This window comes from Pantoea sp. JZ2 (assembly GCF_035191405.1).
Classification (GTDB): Bacteria; Pseudomonadota; Gammaproteobacteria; order Enterobacterales; family Enterobacteriaceae; genus Pantoea; species Pantoea stewartii.
Window position 1 is genome coordinate 1351331 of record NZ_CP045247.1, and the last position, 16782, is coordinate 1368112.

Sequence of the window (16782 nt, forward strand, 5' to 3'; positions counted from 1 at the left end):
ATGCGCGAAAAGCTGATGACGGCAATACGCGAACACGTAGCCGCAGAATACCCAAAAGAAGCCTGCGGGCTGGTGGTTCAGGCAGGCAGGGCGCAGATATACATCCCCTGCAAAAACATTTCAGAAAACCCGACCGAGCATTTTGCAATTTCGCCAGAGGAAAAACGCCAGGCTGAGCAGCAGGGTTCAGTTCTGATGGTTATTCACTCTCACCCTGATGTGCCTCAGCTTATCCCTTCTGAGCGTGACCGGGTGCAGTGTGATTACTCCGGCGTGGAGTGGGGGATTATGTCCTGGCCGGACGGCGATTTCTGCACCATCAGCCCGCGGGGTGAACGTGAGCTGGTCGGGCGTCAGTGGGTGCTGGGCTTTGCTGACTGCTGGACGCTCATCATGGATTACTACCGTCAGGAACACGGCATCACGCTGAATAACTGGTCGGTGGATTATGAATGGTGGGTAGATGGCAAAGAAAACCGTTATGACGATAACTGGCAGGCTGAGGGCTTTACCGAAGTGCCACTTCAGGACATGCGCGAAGGCGACATGATCATGATGCGCATTCAGTCGCCTGTCACCAACCATGCAGCAATTTATCTGGGTAACAACCTCATTCTTCACCATAACTCGGGCAATTTATCCACGCGCGTTCCCTATGGCGATTACTGGCGTAACCGCACCGTGCGTGTCGTGCGCCGAAAGGAGCTGGCTGATGCTTAAAACGATGCGTTTAAAAGGGATCATGGCAAAAAAGTTTGGGCCGGTTCACCGTTTCCATGTTGCAGACCTGCGCGAGCTTATCCGCGCTATGTGTTCACAGGTGCCGGGATTCAAAAAGTACGTATCTAACGCGCATCTTAACGGTGTCCGTTTCGCGTTCTTCAGTGGCAGAGACAATATCTCGCTACAGGAGTTTGATATGTGCTCAGCCTCTGCTGAGTTTGAAATGGAACCGGTTATTGAAGGCTCCAAGCGCGGCGGCACCCTGCAAATTATTATTGGTGCTGTTGCTATTGTGGCCGCATTTTTTACAGCGGGTGCGTCTCTGGCTGAATACGGCGCAGCGCTTGGCACCGCGACGGCAGCAGGATTAGCGACAACAGCACTGACCAGCCTGGGTATCAGTATGTTGCTGGGTGGTGTGGTTCAGATGCTGACCCCACAGCCTAAATTTAACGTTGGGGCTTCATCAAGCACGGATAACAAACCCAACTATGCCTTCGGTGCGCCGGTCAATACCGTTGCAATGGGGTATCCGGTGCCGGTGCTTTACGGCCAGCGGGAAATTGGCGGTGCGATCATCAGCGCGGGCAGTTTTACCAGCGACCAGCAGTAAAATTCAGAATCAGACAGGCCACCTCCGGGTGGCTTTTTTTATGGGTGAAATATGCGGCTTCTTGACGGCGAAATTATTTACCAGGGTAACAAGGGCGGTGGCGGCGGTGAGGCGCATACGCCCGTTGAGCAGCCAGACGACCTGCTTTCCGTCGCCAAATTAAAACTGCTGGTGGCGATTTCTGAAGGCGAAATTCAGGGAGACTTAACGGCGCAGCAGATTTACCTGAACGACACGCAGCTTGCCAATGATGACGGCACCTATAATTTCACTGGCGTTGTATGGGACTGGAGGAAGGGCACGCAGGACCAGACCTATATTCCGGGCATGCCTGAAGTGGATAACGAGCTGTCCGTTGGTGTGACCGTCACGCAGTCTGTACCCTGGACACGCCAGTATACTAACCTGTCGCTGGATGCCGTGCGCATCAAACTCAGCCTTCCGGTGCAGTATCAGTATAAAGACAACGGCGATATGGTGGGCACCGAGACGCAGTATGCTATCGATCTGTCAACCGATGGTGGTTCATGGGTGCAGGTTGTGGACGGTCGCTTCAGCGGCAAAACCACGTCCGAATACCAGCGCGATCACCGCATCACTCTTCCGCGTGCAACAAGCGGCTGGTCAGTGCGCGTGCGCCGGATCACCGCAGATTCGAATTCCTCAAAGCTCATTAACGCCTTCAGGGTTTTTTCATTCGCAGAGGTCATCGACAGCAAACTGCGCTATCCCAACACCGCCCTGCTTTATATTGAGGTCAATGCGCAGCAGTTTAACGGCCAGGCTCCGAAAATCACCTGCAAGCCTAAAGGCAAGCTGGTGCGTGTGCCGACCACGTATGACCCGGTAAGCCGCACTTACAGTGGTAGCTGGTCCGGTGATTTCAAATACGCCTATACCAACAACCCTGCGTGGATTTTTTACGACCTGGTGCTGGATAAGATTTACGGGATGGGAAACCGCGTTGATGCGTTCATGATTGATAAATGGGAGCTTTACAGCATCGCGCAGTACTGCGATGAGCCGGTTTCAAATGGCGCGGGCGGCATTGAGCCGCGCTTTACCTGCAACGTATTCATCCAGAGCCAGCAGGACGCCTACACCGTTCTGAAGGACATTGCCGCAATTTTCCGTGGTATCACTTTCTGGGGCAACAACCAGATATTCATCAACGCAGACGTGCCGCAGGTGGACTCCGGCGGCAATGTTGATGTGGACTTTGTTTATCACGCTGCAAACGTCATCGACGGCATGTTCAGCTACGCCGGGGGCAGTTACAAAAACCGCTATTCATCCTGTCAGGTGAGCTGGTCAGACCCGGTAAACCATTATTCCGATACGGTTGAGGGTGTGTACGATTCAGAGCTGGTGCAGCGCTATGACGTGCGTGAGATGAGCCTGACGGCGATTGGCTGTACGTCACAGAGTGAGGCGCACCGCCGTGGACGCTGGGCTATTCTGTCGAACGCCAAAGACGGCACTGTGTCATTTGGTGTCGGCCTGGACGGTTATATTCCGGTTCCGGCTGAAATCATTGGCGTTGCTGATCCGTTCCGAAGTGGCAGGCAAAACGGCGGACGGCTGAGTTCGGTTAACGGGCGCAACTTCGGCCTGGACCGCGCCATTGATTACGCTGCTGGCGACAGGTTTGTGGTGAATCTGCCAGACGGAACGGCACAGACACGCACCATATCCGCCGTCAGTGACGATAAAAAAACAGTAACGGTTGCTACCGCGTTCAGAACGCAGCCTGTTGCCGGTGCTGTCTGGGCAATAGACAGTGACAGTCTGGCTATTCAGTATTTTCGCGTCACCTCCATTTCGGGCAATGATGACGGCACCTTTACTGTCGCGGGCGTCCAGCACGACCCGAACAAGTACCGCTACATTGATGATGGCGTGCGCATTGATCCAGCGCCGATCACCGTTACTCCCATAAATGTTCTCAAGGCTCCGTCCAGTATCAAACTGGCAGAGGTCAGCTACGTTGAGCAGGGTCTGTCTGTTGCCTCAATGCAGGCAACGTGGGACAGGGTGGAAGGCGCAATCAGTTATGTGGCTCAGTGGCGTAAAGATAAAGGTGACTGGATAAACGTCAGCCAGACCAGCGCACAGAGCTTCAGTATCCGGGGCGTTTACAGCGGTGTTTATGACGTGCGTGTCAGGGCGGTAAATGCCGCTGAAGTCTCTTCACCGTGGGGATTTGCTGACAGCACGACAATCACAGGCAAGGCAGGCAAGCCGGGAACACCGGTTAACCTGATGGCCACAGACAATGTGGTATGGGCTATTGATGTCACATGGGGTTTTCCTGACGGCTCTGGTGATACGGCTTACACCGAGATTCAGGTGGCCACAACCGCAGACGGTCAGAATCCGCAGTTCCTTACCTACGTACCTTATCCGGGTGTCAGCTATCAACACGGCCCTATGCCTGCTGGCGTTCGTCGCTGGTACCGCGCCCGGCTGGTGGACAAAATCGGGAACACGGGAGACTGGACAGGCTTTAAAGCGGGTATGTCTAACGTCAACGCTGATGACCTTATTGGTAGTGTGGTTGAAGAATACCTTCAGTCTGATGACGGCAAGGCGCTGCTCACGCCGCTGATTACCGATCCTAACGCGCTGGCTGAAAGCATCCTTGCCAGTTATGACGATGTAGAGCAGCAGTGGGCAAACTATGGAGACAATAAAGCAGGTGTAATTCAGGCCAAAAAGGTCGCAGCCGATGCTCAGAGTTCTGTTGCCGATCTCAATACCACCGTTACTGCAAACTTTGCGAAGCAGCAGGCCGCTATAGAGCAAAAGCTGACAGCTTATGCAGATGCAAATGGCGGTTCTGCAATCTATACTCTTAAGGCAGGCGTGCAATACGGCGGCACTCAGTATGATGCTGGTTTATCTGTCGCGGTCACTATCAACGGCAGTTCTGTTGATACACGCTTCGCGGTCAACGCCAATCAGTTTGTTGTCATTAACGGCAGCGGTAAAAACGTCTATTCACCCTTCGTTATCAAAGATGGTCAGGTGCTTATCAGCCAGGCATTTATTGGTGAGGGCTGGATAACCAACGCAATGATTGGCAATTACATTCAATCCAATAACTGGGGTTCCGGTCAGGCAAGCTGGCGGCTGGATAAAAACGGAGGCCTGCAAATCATAACGGGCAGTGGTGGCCGTGGTGGAACAGTGACTGACGGTAACGGCGTGCATTGTTTTAACCAAAGCGGTACCGAGGTTATAACTCTTGGGTGGCTTGGATAATGGCTGATACATATGGACTACGCATTGTTCCTGATGACGGTGGCAAACCGTTAATTCTTGATGCATCGACACGCTATGCATCTTATCTGGGTACGGCTGCTGTAAAGGCAGCCAGTGCATCTTATGGGGGTTTCAAGCCTCAGCCCGCCAACAGTAAGGTGCTGATTCTGCCACGCAATGTCGTGAGGGTTGGCGTGGGCGATCAGAGTGGGCCGCCCGTTAATTACATATCTTCAATGAGCTTTAACGGAAGCCTGAATATCGGTATCAGCACCATTAAAGCAAATCAGACAAGTGCATTAGATATCGGTTCTGTTGACGTATACAGCATTCAGTATGCGGCCAACCCGTCAGCGCAGTATGGGTTGAGGATAACAAACGGCGCTAACTTTATGGAAATAAGTGACGCTTCTCTGTCAGGATTTGTGACGTTTCGTGGCATTGTAGATATAAATGGCCAGTGGGACATACCGGGCAGCGTTCTTAATCTGGGCGGAAACTACATCGTTTTTGCCAGGTGGAGTAACACCGGAACGCCTTTATTTCTGGACAAGGATACTAACTCCATCCGCACCTACGGCGCGTTTAGTTCTGTGAATGGTTCGGAGCAGGGAGGGCTGGTCAGTGGAGTGCAGATTGTCATAGTCAGTAGCGGCTTCTCACCTGCACTGCCTGCGTCAGGTTATGGCCTGGTTATCAGAAATTCTTCCGGTAGCATTACCTATTCCAGCAAATATCCACCTGTGATGTGGTCAGATGCTTATTATGACTTTGGCAGCTATTTTGACACTGGCGATTCAACTGGCGACAGGCAGGCATGGATAAACCCCACGGGCAGCGTAAATCAACCAATGGTTCCCTTGTGCGTGCTGGGAACTCAGCGTGGAGATTACACCCGGTCAGGCGGCAACTACCAGTACAGAAAAATGCTTTTGTCCGGGATGATGATGTCAGGGAATTCTGTCACCACGTCAAGAGCAAAAAGCACGGGATCTGATATGCCGCTGTATACCTATCCGAGGGCAATGCAGATTGCCTGCCAGTTGCCCTGCATTGACGCAAGCTATTACTTCTGAAAATCATTAATCAAATAAAGCCGGCCACTGAGCCGGTTTTTTTATGCGCGGAGATCATCATGTCAGCAGGCACTATCGCATTAACCAACAACTCAACCACAGTAAACGGCACCGGAACCAGTTTCACCACCGAGCTAAAAGCGGGCGATTATGTTTACGTCATTGTGGGTGGCGCACCTTACACTATGGTGGCCGCAAGCATCGCATCAGATACGCAACTTACACTGGCGGTTGCCTTCGACGGGCCAACAACCAGCGGATTGGCCTGGAATGCTGTACCGGCCTCTTTGCAGGTTGCTATAACGCAAAAAATCCTCAATGACTTTGCCAGTGTGGCGCGTGGCCGCATTCTGGATTTCCAGAACTGGCAAAAAATTTACAGTGACGCGCAGTCAGTAGATGTAATCCGCCCGGACAGAACCACCTTCACCGGCCCGTCATGGGGATACATGGCGAACCAGTACAAAAACAAGATGGATAAAAGCCAGAACCTGAATGATCTGGCTGACAAAGTAGCTGCCTGGAACAATCTCGCACGGTATGGAAGCAGCGCTAACACCGCCGCACAGGGTAATGACGCAAGGCTTAACACAGTGGATGGCAAGTCCGGTGGTACAGTTAACGGAAGCATTACTGCAACCGGGGCAATCACCGGCCCCGCTACTGGCGGTCTGGGCGTTGCAGCAGGTGAAAACAACCGCGTGGAGCTAAACAACTCTTCTTCTGGTGGCAATACCGGCAATCCCGTAGGCTGGACAGTTTACCGCTGGTATAACGAACTTGTGCAGACCGGCATCCGTCGAGCAGGCGACACAACCATTCAGTCGTATTTTATAGCGATGTCCGCCGTGGGCTCATTTGAGTTTCAGCGCTCAGGCAATGCTTCTGCTCCTGGCTCATGGGTTAACGGATCGGATGAACGTCACAAGACGAAAATTAAGACTGTCAGCGACCCCTTGTCTGCTGTTCTGTCCTGGAGGGGAGCGACATACGATAAAAAAGATGGCCTGTCTGAGGTAGGTCTCATTGCTCAGGATGTGGAGAAGTGCTGTGCAGAAGCCGTTACGACTAATGGCGACAGGAAGTTTATGGACGGGACTGTCATTCCAGGCTTCAAATATCTGAATACGGCGGGCGCGGCGGCTGCTTATCACACTGAAGCCATAAAAACTATTTTTGAAATTCTCTACCAGCTTGCAGAATCACCCGACGAGGCACTGAAAACTCTGGAAGTTATCCGCAAGAGGGCAGAAGAAATCAAAAATATCAGTATTGAGCAGGAGCCGCCACGCAAAGAAAAGCCACCTGTATTCGATGTCCCTACCAATGAGGAGTCGGGCGATAACGAAGAGACAGGATCGTAAAAAAGCCCGGCGACCGGGCAATGACTCAGCCGCTCCTGTCTTAGCAGGTTTACGGGGTGGGTGATTAAAGCTTAGTCACACACCCTAAATCAGTCATTAAATTTGATGCTCGGGTGACTTTTTCCGGCGTCAATAGCGTCAGCACATTCAAGTAACTCTTCTGCCAACTTCCTCGCCATATCAGCTCGCATGCTGATTGTCATATCTGGGAACTCTTTCGGATCAGGTATGTGGCCTGCCATAGAATCCTTCATGGACAAGTCAACGATAACCAGCCTTCCTATTGCACTATAGATAGTGTCAAATTCGGTAAGCTCCGCCATGCTTCCAACGTTCGATTCAATTTCTTTGGTCATTTTTTCGAGCCTTTTTGTGTTGCGGTTAAAGCCGTGATCCCTTTAGTGCAGGGTAAAATCTGCAACACCATGCGTAACACAATATTCCAGTTTATTGTTATTTATGATATTTATCGGACGTGTTACACATATCGCAGTTAATGCATCGTTCTGTAATCAGTAAAGACATCGCGGTTTCCCAATCGATAAATACTTTTTGTCGTTTTGGCGACATAATCTGTTGCGGTAGTAAATATTCCTGATGAGATATGTCGAACCCTTAGACGACTTTTGTAACTTTCAAATTGCAAGCCTGGCTGGTCATTAACATAAAGTTGGAATGTTAAAGCTTATGCGGAGTCGGCTGACAGTAGCATATTCTTTCAACGTCAAACATGATGCGAATAACTAAAAAAAGTGATACGCACCATTAATGTTCGTTACTTACTGATTATTCGATAATTTAACTCTATATAGTCTTCATGGAGAGTAAGCATAAAAGTATAACTTTTAGCAAATTCAGCGAGACACGTGCGGGGACAGCGCCGTGTGTAGAAAAAACCACCACAGCGATAATTGTAAGGATTATGCAGAAAAAAGGGGTGATAGAAATATTTTGTCATAAAAATGACAGAGATCAGGTGCGTGATTAAGAGTTTTCCGATAATATGCATTCATCAATAATATCGATGGATTGTGTCAGGTGAAAAAAAGAATTTTTTTGATAGCCGGCGTGGCTGTTCTGGCTGCAACAACCGCTTATGGAAGCTTATCCGCGGGTGGATCTCGGCCTGATTTCGTTACAGCAGCAGAAAATAAAACGAATAACTTCCTGCAATACAGCTATGGTAAGGGTAAATGTAAAGCCGCGCCCGGAACGGCATTGAGCTGGGACATGGAATGTAAGTATGACGGTGGCAAGAAAGTAGTTAAATTCGCTCTCTACTCCGCTGAGCATGCAACAAAAAAATCTGTTGATACCTTTTATCTCGTTGCAAAAAATCAGGCTGCAGTCGACTCAGCCAGCACAGGTATGGGGCAATATTTGCCTATTTCTACGCAAGATATAAGCAGTAGTTAGTCGGCCTTAATACACAGCTAATACTCAATTCAGTTTTAGAAGCCAGCGATATCGCCGGCTTCCTTCATTGTACTTTACAACAATCGCAATATCAGATGCGTTTTCCCTTCTTCCTAAATCAGCTTCTTCACCAGCGCCTCGCTGTGGCGAATATGGCTGGACGCGCGCTCAGGATCGTTCTGTACCAGCGCCATAAAGAGCAGGTCCGTTAACGCCAACTGGGCGGTAGTCGAGGAGATCGCGGCGCTGCGCGTACTCTGTTCTTCTGCAACGGTGTACAGGCAGTGCGTGGCGCACTGCTGCAGTGTGTTAGGCGTGAAGCCGGTAAAGGCCAGCACGTCCGCGCCCACCCGCACTGCTTCCTGCGCGGCCAGGTTAATCTCACGACGTTCACCCGTGTAAGAGATCGCCAGCAGCACATCGCCGGATGACATGGCCTGTACGCTGGCCAGCAGCGCGTGCATGTCCTGCTCCGCGACGGCATTGATGCCAATCTTCATCAGCTTCCAGGAAAAATCCTTTGCCACCAGGCCGGAGGCGCCGATTCCGACCAGTAAAATACGGCGTGCGCGCTTAAGCAGCTGCAAGACGGCATTCAGCTTCTCTTCGCTGTTGATATCCAGGGTCGCGCGAATGGCCGACAGCTTTTCTGTCAGTAATTTTTCACCCACAGCCTTAAGGGGATCGTCACTGAGGATCTGATTATGCACGGTGATGGCATCTTTATCGGCCAGCGATTCGCTCAGTGCCAGCTTGAGTGCCGGAAAACCTTTGTATCCCAGCTTTTGCGCAAACTTAACGACGCTGGACTGACTGACGCCAGCTTCTTCTGCCAGCTTTTGTGAACTTAAATGCCGTGCCCGATCCGGTTGTGACAGTAAAAAATCCGCCAGCCGGCGTTCGTTCAGCGCCAGTGAAGGATAAAGCTGGCGAATGCGCAGCAATGAACTCATGCTCAGTCCTCATGATGTAGCGGTGCGTCCGCAAGGAATAAATGATTCTAAAAGCATTGTAGCCACTGGAATAAAAAATGACAGTCATCGCCTCGCTGCGCGAAGATGGCTACAATAGAGGCTGTTGATGCATATTCGTTAAAAAGGAGAGCTGTTTGACCAACGAGAGACAACGTCGCGTGGTGTTTTTCGACCTTGATGGCACATTGCACCAACAGGATATGTTTGGCACTTTCATGCGCTATTTGCTGCGCCGTAAGCCCCTGAATCTGCTACTGGTCGTGCCTTTGCTGCCCGTCGTCGGCGCAGGGCTGCTGTTCAAAGGGCGTGCGGCCCGCTGGCCGATGAGCCTGTTGCTCTGGTCAATCACTTTTGGCCGATCTGAAACCACCCTGTTACGACTGGAAGCCGAGTTTGCTCAGTGGTTTCGCCAGCGCGTGAAAGCGTTTCCGGTGGTGCAGAAGCGTCTCAGCGAGTACCTCAGCAGCGATGATGCGGATGTGTGGCTGATTACGGGCTCGCCGCAGTCGCTGGTGGAGCAGGTCTATTACGATTCGGCGTTTCTGCCCAGAGTAAAGTTGATTGCCAGCCAGATGCAGCGCGGCCTGGGGGGGCGCGTGCTGAAATTGCGCTGTCTGGGCCATGAAAAAGTGGTGCAGTTAGAAGAGCACATCGGCACACCACTGCAACTCTATAGTGGTTACAGCGACAGCAAGCAGGACAACCCGTTATTGTTCTTTTGTCAGCATCGCTGGCGCGTCACGCCGGCGGGTGAATTGCAGCAGTTAGAATAACCTGTACTGTGCTTCGGTTTTGCCGGCATGCCCGGTATAATGCGCCGCTTTTTGCTGCCGGGAGTGGTTCGTGTGACACAAGAACAAGATGAATACTGGATGCGCCGGGCGCTGACGCTGGCGCAACGCGCATGGGATGAGGGCGAGGTTCCGGTAGGCGCCGTCCTGGTTCACGGCGACCGCGTCATTGGCGAAGGCTGGAACCGGCCTATCGGTCAGCATGATCCCACCGCGCACGCAGAGATTATGGCGCTTCGTCAGGGCGGGAAAGTACTGGAAAATTACCGTCTGCTGGATACCACGCTTTATGTGACGCTGGAGCCGTGCGTCATGTGTGCCGGCGCGATGGTGCATAGCCGGATAGGTCGTCTGGTTTATGGCGCGCACGATGTGAAAACCGGCGCAGCCGGTTCGCTGATTGACGTGCTGGGCCATCCGGGGATGAACCATCAGGTAAGGTTAGATCACGGCGTGCTGGAAGACGCGTGCGCGGCGCTGCTGAGCGACTTTTTCCGCATGCGTCGTCAGCAACAAAAAGCGCTGCGACAGGCGCAGCGCGAAAGCTAATTCATTGCCACTTGTGGCGAAACGGCAGGATAGCCTTTGCCCATCTCCGCTTCCAGCGCGGCCTGCTGGGCAAGGCGCTTTTCCTGCTCCTGCAAATAGCCCACCAGGCTAATCTCATATTTACGAATATTTTCCACGTAGTTATACGCTTCCTGGCCCCGCGCGTAGCCGTAGGTCGTTTGCGCGTAATAACGCTTCTGGCTCAGCATCGGCAGGCGCAGTTTCACATCAGCCCAACTGTCCGGGTTGCCACCCTGTTTTGCCGTGAGCTTACGGGCATCCAGCATATGAGCATAACCCATGTTGTAGGCGGCCAGCGCAAACCAGATACGTTCGTCTTCCGGAATGGACTGCGGGACTTTATCCATCATATTTTGCAGATACTGGCTGCCGCCGCGAATACTTTGCTCAGGATCGGTTCGATCGCCCACTTCCACGCTGTCGGCAGTATTGCGCGTCAGCATCATCATGCCGCGCACGCCGGTCGGTGATGTCGCCTGCGGATTCCAGTGTGATTCCTGATAGGAGATAGCGGCCAGCAAACGCCAGTCGATATTACTGGCGTATTTCTCAAATAACGGTTTGATATCAGGCAGAACCGTATCAATCGCACGCAGGAAGGTGCGCGTATCCACATAATCAAAGGTGCCAACGTGCCCGAGGTATTTCTCTTCCAGCCGCGCCATTGCGCCTTCTTCGCCCATGCCATTAAAGAAATCCAGCATGGCTGCGTTCAGGCTGTCGTCGCTTTCGCGGGGCATATACCACGTCACCGGCTCTTCATCCGTGACGTCAAAGGCGACCGCCAGTTGTGGATGGATGCGCTGAAGCAGTGCGATGGTGACGGAATCGCCAATCGTATAATCCAGCTTGCCCTCGGCGACGGCCTCAAGTAGCGCTTTCGGGCTTTGATCAGTCGAGATAGCCCAGTCAAGGTCGGGATAGTGATCCGCTCTGGCGCTCTTGAGTGTAGACAGATAAGCCGATCCGGAGGCAACGACGAGCCGTCCCTTTAAATCGCCCAGGTTTTTCGGGCGAGTTTTATCCACACGATAAACCAACTGCTGGGAAACGCTGTAATAGCTGGGGCCCGTCTGATAGCGGTTCAGTCGCTCATTATTATAGATAAGGCCTGCGGCCAGCAAATCGGCTTTGCCGTCGTCAAGCGCATCAAACAGGTCGCTGATATTCGCGCGCACCGTGATTTCCAGCCTGACGCCCAGATAACGGGCGAAACGCTTCGCCAGCTCGTAATCCATCCCGGCCGGTGCTTTATTCACGGTGTAGTAAGTCAACGGTGAGTTTACGGTACTGACCCGTAGCACTCCCCGTGATTTAATCTGTGAAATCGTATCCTGCCCGCTCCCATGCCAGGGAATGGACGGCCACAGTGCCAGTGCTAACAGCACGGTGAGCAGACCGATAAACAGATAATTTAATTTCAGGCGTTTCAAATAGTTATCTCTCGATGGCTCCAAGGCCTCTGTCTTTTAAGGCAGTATTGATTTTGTTTTAACTCCCAGAGCGAGGGGCATTTTGCGCAACAAACTGAGGCAGAGCAACTTATAAAGCAATTTTTGCGCAATTATCAGCCAAATCTTGTTGGCCATAAATTTTGCGCAAACGGTTTCGTCGCGGAGTGGCTTTCTCTATAATACGCCCCGTTTTCCCCCTGTTGCGCCCAATGAAGCGTCGCACCCGGCGTTTCAAAGACGAGAGATCTTATGATGGAAATTCTGCGTGGTTCGCCCGCCCTGTCGGCATTTCGTGTAAACAAACTGCTGGCCCGCTTTCAGGACGCTCATCTGCCGGTGAGTGATATTTACGCTGAGTACGTCCATTTTGCCGATGTCAGCGCGCCGTTGAGTGAGGATGAAAAATCCCGTCTGCAGCGCCTGCTCAAGTACGGTCCTTCTCTCGCTGAACATGCGCCACAAGGGCGTTTGCTGCTGGTCACGCCACGTCCAGGCACCATTTCGCCATGGTCTTCAAAAGCGACAGATATTGCGCATAACTGCGATCTGTCACAGGTCCGTCGACTGGAGCGCGGTCTGGCGTTTTATGTTCAGGCACCCCAGTTGACGGAAACCCAGTGGCAAACGCTGTCAGCGCTGCTGCATGACCGCATGATAGAAACGGTGTACAGCGACCTCCATCAGGCCGAACAGCTGTTTGCCCACCACGAACCTCAGCCGGTCAAAAGCGTTGATGTGTTGGGTGAAGGCCGTCAGGCACTGGTTCATGCCAATACATCGCTGGGCCTGGCGCTGGCAGACGACGAAATTGACTACCTGCTGGCAGCCTTTACGAAGCTGGGCCGTAACCCTAACGACATCGAACTCTATATGTTTGCTCAGGCGAACTCCGAGCACTGTCGTCACAAGATTTTTAACGCCGACTGGATTATTGACGGCGAAAAACAGCCGAAATCGCTGTTTAAAATGATTAAGAACACCTTTGAGCAAACGCCGGATTATGTCCTGTCGGCTTATAAAGACAATGCGGCGGTGATGGAAGGCTCTGAAGTAGGACGCTTCTTTGCGGATGCCGAAAACGGGGAATATGGCTACCACCAGGAGGCGGCGCATATTCTGATGAAGGTCGAAACGCATAACCATCCTACGGCGATTTCGCCGTGGCCTGGCGCGGCAACCGGCTCCGGCGGCGAAATTCGTGACGAAGGGGCGACCGGACGGGGCGCGAAGCCGAAAGCCGGTCTGGTCGGCTTCTCGGTGTCGAACCTGCGTATTCCGGGCTTTGAGCAGCCGTGGGAAGAGGATTTTGGCAAGCCCGCGCGCATCGTCAGCGCACTGGACATTATGACTGAAGGCCCTCTGGGCGGCGCGGCGTTTAACAACGAGTTTGGCCGTCCTGCATTGAATGGCTATTTCCGTACCTATGAAGAACAGGTCAACAGCCACAACGGCACCGAACTGCGCGGTTACCACAAGCCGATTATGCTGGCGGGTGGCATCGGGAACATCCGTGCCGATCACGTCCAGAAAGGCGAGATTACTGTCGGGGCAAAGCTGATCGTACTGGGCGGCCCGGCAATGAATATCGGTCTGGGCGGCGGGGCGGCCTCATCTATGGCATCGGGCCAGTCTGACGCTGATCTCGACTTTGCCTCCGTACAGCGTGATAACCCGGAAATGGAACGGCGTTGCCAGGAAGTGATTGACCGCTGCTGGCAGTTAGGCGACGATAACCCGATTCTGTTTATCCACGATGTCGGTGCGGGCGGGCTGTCGAACGCCATGCCTGAGCTGGTCAGCGATGGCGGGCGCGGTGGACGTTTCAACCTGCGTGATATCCTCAGCGATGAGCCAGGGATGAGCCCGCTGGAAGTCTGGTGTAATGAATCGCAAGAGCGTTACGTCATGGCGGTGGCACCCGAAAAGCTGGCTGAATTTGCGGCGGTTTGCGAGCGTGAGCGCGCGCCTTTTGCGGTTATCGGTGAAGCCACAGAAGAGCAGCATCTGACGCTCAACGACAGCCACTTTGATAACAGCCCAATTGATATGCCGCTGGATGTGCTGTTGGGGAAAACCCCGAAAATGACGCGCGATGTCGTCAAACAGCAGGCGCAGGGCACACCGTTACACCGTGATGGCATCGTCTTAACGGAGGCGGTGAATCGCGTTCTGCACTTACCGACCGTGGCGGAAAAAACCTTTCTGATCACCATCGGCGATCGCAGTGTGACCGGCATGGTGGCACGGGATCAGATGGTAGGACCCTGGCAGATCCCGGTAGCCAACTGTGCGGTCACGACCGCCAGCCTCGACAGCTATCATGGTGAAGCGTTCGCTCTGGGCGAACGCGCGCCGGTGGCGCTGCTCGACTTTGCCGCCTCAGCACGACTGGCGGTTGGTGAAGCGCTGACAAACCTGGCCGCCACGCCCGTGGGGTCATTGAAGCGTGTAAAACTCTCGGCAAACTGGATGTCAGCCGCGGGTCATCCGGGCGAAGATGCGGGCCTGTATGACGCCGTGAAAGCTGTCGGTGAGGAGCTGTGTCCGGCACTGGGCATTACTATCCCGGTGGGTAAAGACTCCATGTCGATGAAAACCCGCTGGCAGGAAGGCACTGAACAACGCGAAATGACGTCGCCGCTGTCGCTGGTGATTACCGCCTTTGCTCGTGTCGAAGATGTTCGTCGCAACGTGACGCCTCAACTGATGGCGGATCAGGACAACCTGCTTCTGCTGATCGATCTGGGTAACGGTGCCAATACTCTGGGCGCAACCGCGCTGGCGCAGGTGTATCGTCAACTGGGCGACAAGCCTGCCGATGTACGTGATGCACAGCAGCTGGCAGGCTTCTTTAATGCGATGCAGGCGCTGGTCAGCCAACACAAACTATTGGCCTACCATGACCGTTCCGATGGGGGCCTGCTGGTCACGCTGGCAGAAATGGCCTTTACCGGCCACTGCGGTGTAGATGTTGATATCGCGGCGCTGGGCAGTGATGCGCTGGCGGCGCTGTTTACTGAGGAACTGGGCGCAGTCATTCAGATCAAGGCCGCCGATCGTGAAGGTGTCGAGCAGATTCTGGCTCAACATGGACTGGCGCAGTGCAGTCATGTGCTGGGCAGCGCACAGCCGGGCGATCGCTTCGTGATTCGTTCAGGCGACAGTGCTGTGTACAGCGAAAGTCGCACCACGCTGCGTACCTGGTGGGCGGAAACCACCTGGCAGATGCAGCGTCTGCGTGATAACCCGGCCTGTGCTGATCAGGAATATCAGGCAAAACAGGACGACAACGACCCGGGTCTTAACGTCAGCCTGACCTTCAGGCCGGAAGAGGACGTTGCCGCGCCGATGATTGCGACAGGTGCCCGTCCGCGCGTGGCCGTGTTGCGTGAGCAGGGTGTTAACTCTCATGTGGAAATGGCCGCAGCCTTTGACCGCGCAGGCTTTACCGCCGTGGACGTTCATATGAGCGATCTGCTGGCAGGACGCATCGATCTGGAACGTTTCCAGGCGTTAGTGGCCTGTGGTGGCTTCTCTTACGGTGACGTACTGGGAGCCGGTGAGGGCTGGGCGAAATCTATCCTGTTCAACCCGCGTGTGCGCGATCAGTTCGAAGCCTTCTTCCATCGTCCGCAAACGCTGGCGCTGGGTGTTTGCAACGGTTGCCAGATGATGTCCAACCTGCGCGAGCTGATTCCTGGCAGCGAACTGTGGCCGCGCTTCGTGCGTAATCAGTCTGAGCGCTTTGAAGCGCGCTTCAGCCTGGTTGAAGTGGCCGCCAGCCCGTCATTACTGCTGGATGGCATGGCGGGTTCGCGGATGCCTGTTGCGGTATCACACGGAGAAGGTTTTGTAGAAGTGCGCGATGGTACTCACCTGGCGGCGCTGGAATCCAAAGGGCTGGTGGCGCTGCGCTTTGTGGACAATAGCGGTAAGGTGACGGAAACCTATCCGGCCAACCCGAACGGTTCGCCAAATGGCATCACTGCCGTGACCAACGAAAGCGGGCGCGTCACCATTATGATGCCGCATCCTGAGCGTGTTTTCCGTACGGTCAGCAACTCCTGGCATCCGGCGGAGTGGGGGGAAGACAGCCCATGGATGCGCATTTTCCGTAACGCGCGCAAACAACTGGGTTAATTGCCGTAAAAAATGGGGAGGCCAGGTGCCTCCCTTTTTTTATGGGCACGAGATGTTGGCAAAAGGAGACAGCCGTCACCTTTTGTTGTCGCTGATTGGTGACATCTATCTCTATGATTTTATTATACGTCAGAGGTACGATGAAAATGTGTTGGCATTTGGCGACACATTTGCCAGACCAGATGGTCTGAACGGGCCGTTTTCACTGCTCGCTTACCTGCAAGAGACTGAACAGAAAGGGGCTTTTAATATTGGCATGATCTTTGCTATAATTATCGCGCTGCTCATTCACTTGTTTATGAATGCCACCGCACTGCGGTCAGAGCTCATAAAGCCCGAATGACGCACCAAACGGAGCCTGCCGTCCACCACACCGATAATCGTATGCATTGCATCG

The 16782-nt window shown here is 53.4% G+C and carries 13 protein-coding genes; 10 read left to right on the plus strand and 3 right to left on the minus strand.

Annotated features, from left to right (window positions below):
• The 5 genes from GC087_RS06760 to GC087_RS06780 are packed head-to-tail and all read left to right on the plus strand — an operon-like array spanning position 1 to position 7040.
• On the plus strand, positions 1-720 hold the full coding sequence (locus tag GC087_RS06760; RefSeq protein WP_324030074.1) for a C40 family peptidase: 720 nt from the start codon (positions 1-3) through the stop codon (positions 718-720).
• On the plus strand, positions 713-1336 hold the full coding sequence (locus tag GC087_RS06765; RefSeq protein ID WP_324030075.1) for a tail assembly protein: 624 nt from the start codon (positions 713-715) through the stop codon (positions 1334-1336). The genes GC087_RS06760 and GC087_RS06765 overlap by 8 nt, the downstream gene beginning before the upstream one ends.
• Before the next feature lie 51 nt (positions 1337-1387).
• Positions 1388-4600, plus strand: coding sequence for a TipJ family phage tail tip protein (locus GC087_RS06770; RefSeq protein ID WP_324030076.1), 3213 nt, complete (start codon positions 1388-1390; stop codon positions 4598-4600).
• Entirely contained in the window at positions 4588-5676 is a 1089-nt protein-coding gene (locus GC087_RS06775) for a DUF6453 family protein (protein WP_324030077.1), read from the plus strand. Before GC087_RS06770 ends, GC087_RS06775 begins: the two co-directional genes overlap by 13 nt.
• 59 nt (positions 5677-5735) lie before the next feature.
• Complete coding sequence (locus tag GC087_RS06780; RefSeq protein WP_324030078.1) at positions 5736-7040, plus strand: tail fiber domain-containing protein; 1305 nt, start codon at positions 5736-5738, stop codon at positions 7038-7040.
• 89 nt (positions 7041-7129) lie between these two features.
• On the opposite strand, the gene GC087_RS06785 is transcribed toward GC087_RS06780, so the two are convergent.
• Positions 7130-7396, minus strand: coding sequence for a hypothetical protein (locus GC087_RS06785; protein WP_324030079.1), 267 nt, complete (start codon positions 7394-7396; stop codon positions 7130-7132).
• Between the two features lie 682 nt (positions 7397-8078).
• Between GC087_RS06785 and GC087_RS06790 the strand changes: the two genes are divergently transcribed.
• On the plus strand, positions 8079-8456 hold the full coding sequence (locus GC087_RS06790; protein WP_033740924.1) for a hypothetical protein: 378 nt from the start codon (positions 8079-8081) through the stop codon (positions 8454-8456).
• 113 nt (positions 8457-8569) lie between these two features.
• On the opposite strand, the gene GC087_RS06795 is transcribed toward GC087_RS06790, so the two are convergent.
• A complete protein-coding gene (locus tag GC087_RS06795) occupies positions 8570-9409 on the minus strand; it encodes a MurR/RpiR family transcriptional regulator (protein ID WP_006120655.1) in 840 nt (279 codons plus the stop codon).
• Positions 9410-9564: 155 nt separating this feature from the next.
• Here GC087_RS06795 and yfhb point away from each other — a divergent pair, with 155 nt between their 5' ends.
• On the plus strand, positions 9565-10203 hold the full coding sequence (yfhb, locus tag GC087_RS06800) for a phosphatidylglycerophosphatase C (protein WP_039340020.1): 639 nt from the start codon (positions 9565-9567) through the stop codon (positions 10201-10203).
• A gap of 72 nt (positions 10204-10275) precedes the next feature.
• The gene (gene tadA / locus GC087_RS06805) at positions 10276-10770 is read left to right on the plus strand and encodes a tRNA adenosine(34) deaminase TadA (RefSeq protein WP_006120653.1); all 495 of its coding nucleotides are present in this window, start codon (positions 10276-10278) and stop codon (positions 10768-10770) included.
• Here tadA and mltF read toward each other — a convergent pair.
• Entirely contained in the window at positions 10767-12224 is a 1458-nt protein-coding gene (mltF, locus tag GC087_RS06810; protein WP_033740922.1) for a membrane-bound lytic murein transglycosylase MltF, read from the minus strand. The genes tadA and mltF overlap by 4 nt on opposite strands.
• A gap of 270 nt (positions 12225-12494) precedes the next feature.
• On the opposite strand from mltF, the gene purL reads away from it, so the two are divergent.
• Positions 12495-16385: a phosphoribosylformylglycinamidine synthase gene (gene purL, locus GC087_RS06815; protein ID WP_324030080.1), complete on the plus strand. Its 3891-nt coding sequence runs from the start codon at positions 12495-12497 to the stop codon at positions 16383-16385.
• A 52-nt stretch (positions 16386-16437) separates the two neighbouring features.
• The gene (locus GC087_RS06820; protein ID WP_324030081.1) at positions 16438-16728 is read left to right on the plus strand and encodes a hypothetical protein; all 291 of its coding nucleotides are present in this window, start codon (positions 16438-16440) and stop codon (positions 16726-16728) included.
• The last annotated feature ends 54 nt before the right edge of the window (positions 16729-16782 follow it).